The 3,934-nt window shown below is 47.2% G+C and carries 2 protein-coding genes; both read left to right on the top strand.

The window, feature by feature from the left end; all coding sequences use genetic code 11:
* Positions 1–143 precede the first annotated feature (143 nt).
* Complete coding sequence (epmA, locus tag GVO62_RS12825; RefSeq protein ID WP_159119581.1) at positions 144–1,112, top strand: elongation factor P--(R)-beta-lysine ligase; 969 nt, start codon at positions 144–146, stop codon at positions 1,110–1,112.
* 181 nt (positions 1,113–1,293) lie between these two features.
* Complete coding sequence (locus GVO62_RS12820) at positions 1,294–3,789, top strand: TonB-dependent receptor (protein ID WP_159119580.1); 2,496 nt, start codon at positions 1,294–1,296, stop codon at positions 3,787–3,789.
* Positions 3,790–3,934: the final 145 nt, after the last annotated feature.

Genomic DNA, 3,934 nt, shown 5'->3' with positions numbered 1-3,934 from the left:
TGAAGCTTGCCAGCGCCTTCTGAGTGGGCAATGATCTATGCGGATTGGTATTAAGCGCATATCGCGCATTCTTTTTACGTGTAAAGCCGGTGCCTTTGTGTACCGGCTTTTTGTTTTAGCTTTTTCTATTTAGGTTTAAACACATGCAATCTTGGCAGCCTACTACCACTCATGAAGCGCGTGTTGCGCGTGCCGAATTACTTAGAACTATCCGTGATTTTTTTTACGCAAGAAACGTGTTAGAGGTAGACACGCCTTTACTTTCAAACGGCACGGTTACCGATGAGCATCTTGATGCATTTGATACCGAGTTTAACTTTGCCCAATCGGGCAAGCCCACTCGGTTATATCTTCAAACTTCGCCTGAATATGCCATGAAACGACTACTTTGCGCTGATAGCGGCTCTATCTACCAAATATGTAAAGCATTTCGTCACGAAGGCGAGGGCCGCTGGCACAATCCAGAGTTCACTATGTTGGAGTGGTACCGCTTAGGCTTCGATCATTTTGCATTAATGGACGAGGTTGATGCCTTATTGCAAGAAACGCTGGCGACAGCTCCAGCCGATAAGATGACTTATCAGCAAGCGTTTCAAACCTATTTGAATATTGACCCTCTAAGTGCTGATGACAACGTGTTGCTAAAGGCAATGGAACAGCAGAATATAGATATTCATGCACCGCAAAGCCTCAGCGATGACAGTAAATTTCAGCTGTTATTCAGTTATGCTATCGAGCCTAAAATAGGTATCGATAAGCCATGTTTTATTTATAATTTTCCGGCTTCTCAAGCGGCACTTGCCAAGTTAAGCGCTACAGATGAACGGGTTGCCGAACGCTTTGAGGTGTATTACCGAGGCGCTGAACTCGCCAATGGTTTTAATGAATTGAGCGCTGCGCGCGAGCAACGTCAGCGCTTTGAAACGGACAACGAGAAGCGTAAGGCGGCTGGTCTTCCCGTAAAACCTATCGATGAGCACTTTCTAAGCGCGTTAGACGCGGGGTTACCGCCTTGTGCGGGTGTGGCACTGGGTATCGACAGATTACTTATGCTCAAAACGAATGCAAAGCACATTCAAGAGGTAATTAACTTTACGGTAAGCAGAGCATAGGGCCTTTTTGGATGAACAGGAGAGCGAAAAACAGGACTTTGGCGCTCACACTGTTAAGAAACATTAAATTGCGCTAGATAAAGGTGAAGTTACGTTATTCTGCGGTTGACATGCGTCAAGCAATGCTGAAAAATGTTATAACATCACTAAATAATGTTATAACATCCTCAGAGGAATACCCATGAAAATGCGTTCGCTGCTAAGTTTGTCCATAGCAGGGCTGTTAAGTGCGCCTGTGTATGCCACCACGGTAACAGGAAAGGTCACAGACACGGCAGGTCAGCCAGTCGCAGGGGCCGAAGTTAAAATAGAAGGTAGTCGCCGTGTAGCATACACTGACGAAAACGGTGTTTACCGCTTTGACGACGTAAAACAGCCACATATTCATCTACATGTTTACTCTTCCAACTATATCCACGGTGACAACGACTTAGGTGACGTAACTGCCGATCAAAACGTCGACTTCGTTTTAAAACCTTCATCGGTCGAAAATATTGTGGTTACCGCTAACGCACTTCAATCGTCGGTACTGGAATCGGTTACGCCAGTTACAGTCATCGGTGCTGAAAAATTACGTAAAATTGAAGCGCCAACGCTAGGTGAAACGCTTAAAAATGCCCCGGGGGTTCACAGTACCTATTTTGGCCCTGTATCTAGCAGTCCTGTTATTCGCGGTAACGATGGCCCACGTGTAAAAATTGTTCAAAATGGCTTGGATGTTTCTGACGTATCTCGTGTTGGGCCCGACCATAACGTAGCCACCACACTGTCAAGCGCCACTCAGGTGGAAATTTTGCGCGGCCCAGCGACGCTCCAATATGGCAGTGGGGCCATTGGCGGTGTAGTCAACGTGGTTGATAAGCGTATTCCTCAGTATCAGCTTGAAGGCGTTGAAGGCGAGGCTGAAACTAGCTACAGCACAGTAAACAATGGTTCTTACACCCGCGCCGATGTGACGGGTGGCAGTGGTAATATTGTTTGGCATGTAGATGGTTTTTATCGCGATACAGATAATGCAGATATTCCAGGTTTTGCGTCTATTGACCCGGATGAAGATGAGCCAAACGGTGTATTAGAGAGCAGCGCCATGAAAACAAGCAACATTGTTGCTGGTTTATCTTATGTGGCTGACGAGGGGTACTTCGGTTTCGCGGTTGAGCAGTTAGACAATGAATATGGTGTGCCTGGTCATAGCCATGCCCACGGTGAGGAAGAACACGACGAGCACGATGAAGATCTTGAAGGTGAAGATCACGATCATGAAGGGCATGATCATGAAGAGCATAGTGAAGAAGGTGTGTTGCTTGATGTGGATATGACTCGTTATCAAGCTGCAGGCGAGTGGCACTCTCCTGTACGTGGCCTAACAAACCTCAAATTTGCTGCTGCCTACACTGACTATGAACATGCGGAAATTGAAGACGGCGAGCCTGGTACCGTATTTACAAACGAATCGAGCGATATCCGCCTATCTGCTTATCACGAAGAAGTGAATGGTTGGCACGGGGTGTTCGGGCTACAGTTTAACCATAGCGATTACAATGCAGTGGGTGAAGAAGCCTTTACGCCAGCCAATACGACGTCTAGTTACGCGCTTTACATCGTTGAGCAGAAGAAAGTAGGTGACGTTACTTTTGAGCTTGGTGGTCGACTGGAGCGCACCACGTTGGACGCTGAAGCCAGTGAAGTGGAACTTGACGTATTGCATGAAGAGCATGAAGGCGAGGAACACGAGGGTGAAGAACACGATGAAGAGCATGAAGAGCACGCTGTTGCTTTCAACTTCCCAGACTATGACTTTACCAGCCTGTCGCTTTCAGCTGGCGCAAACTGGGAATACCAGGAAGGTCACTCAATTGCCGTTACATTGTCACGCAGCGAGCGAGCACCTAGTCAGCAGGAACTGTTCTCAGCGGGTCAGCACTTAGCAACCCAAAGCTACGAAGTAGGCTTGGTGTTTGATATGGACGAAGAGGGGCATATTGAAGAGGGCCTCAAAGGGGTAAAAGAAGAAGTAAGCACCAACCTAGACATTACTTTTCGTAAATTTACCGGAAGCTGGGGCTACAGTGCGTCTTTCTTCTACAATCAGGCTGATGACTATATTTTCCAAACAAGTACGGGGCTGATTGCACTTAGTGAGCACGAAGAACACGGCGAGCATGAGGACGAAGAGCTAGAAGGCGAGCTTGAAGGGCACGGACATGACGAGCACGGCGATGAAGAAGGCTTGCCAATCTATTACTTTCAGCAGGCTGACGCAGACATATGGGGCTTCGAAGCAGAAACTTACGTAGACCTGACTGACACGCTGCGCTTAACCGTGTTTGGTGACTATATTCGCGCGGAAGTAGAAGATGACAATCTTCCACGCACGCCACCGCTACGCTTTGGTAGTGAACTGAGCTATGTAAATGATGGCCTTAGCGCCGATGTGGGCTTTACGTGGTATGACGATCAAACTGAAGTGGCGTCATTCGAGACAGCTACAGACGGTTACACCTTGGTCAATGCCAGTGTGCAGTATGAGTTTGGTGCTCAAGGTATCGATTGGGTTGTATTTGCCCGTGGTGAAAACCTTACTGACGAAGAGGCACGCGTGCATACATCTTTCTTGAAAGACCAAGCGCCGCTTCCAGGTAGAAACTTCACTATGGGTGTAAGAGCGTTGTTTTAACCAAACAAGTCCCTTGCGAAAAAATAAAGGCGATGCATTGAGGAGACTCAGTGCATCGCCTTTCTCGTTTTAGACCAAGAAAAAATGCACTGATTGTTTATTTTTCCTGTAAAACTAAACCTTGATAAAAGCGTAGCATACCAAT

It is taken from the genome of Alteromonas sp. KUL150, from assembly GCF_009811475.1.
Classification (GTDB): Bacteria; Pseudomonadota; Gammaproteobacteria; order Enterobacterales; family Alteromonadaceae; genus Alteromonas; species Alteromonas gracilis.
Note: the sequence above shows the minus strand (reverse complement) of the source record. Positions and strands in the feature narration are given on the sequence as shown.

Excerpts from the sequence above, each read along its gene's own strand:
- GVO62_RS12820 (WP_159119580.1), top strand. The coding sequence starts at position 1,294 with ATGAAAATGCGTTCGCTGCTAAGTTTGTCCATAGCAGGGCTGTTAAGT.
- epmA (WP_159119581.1), top strand. The coding sequence starts at position 144 with ATGCAATCTTGGCAGCCTACTACCACTCATGAAGCGCGTGTTGCGCGT.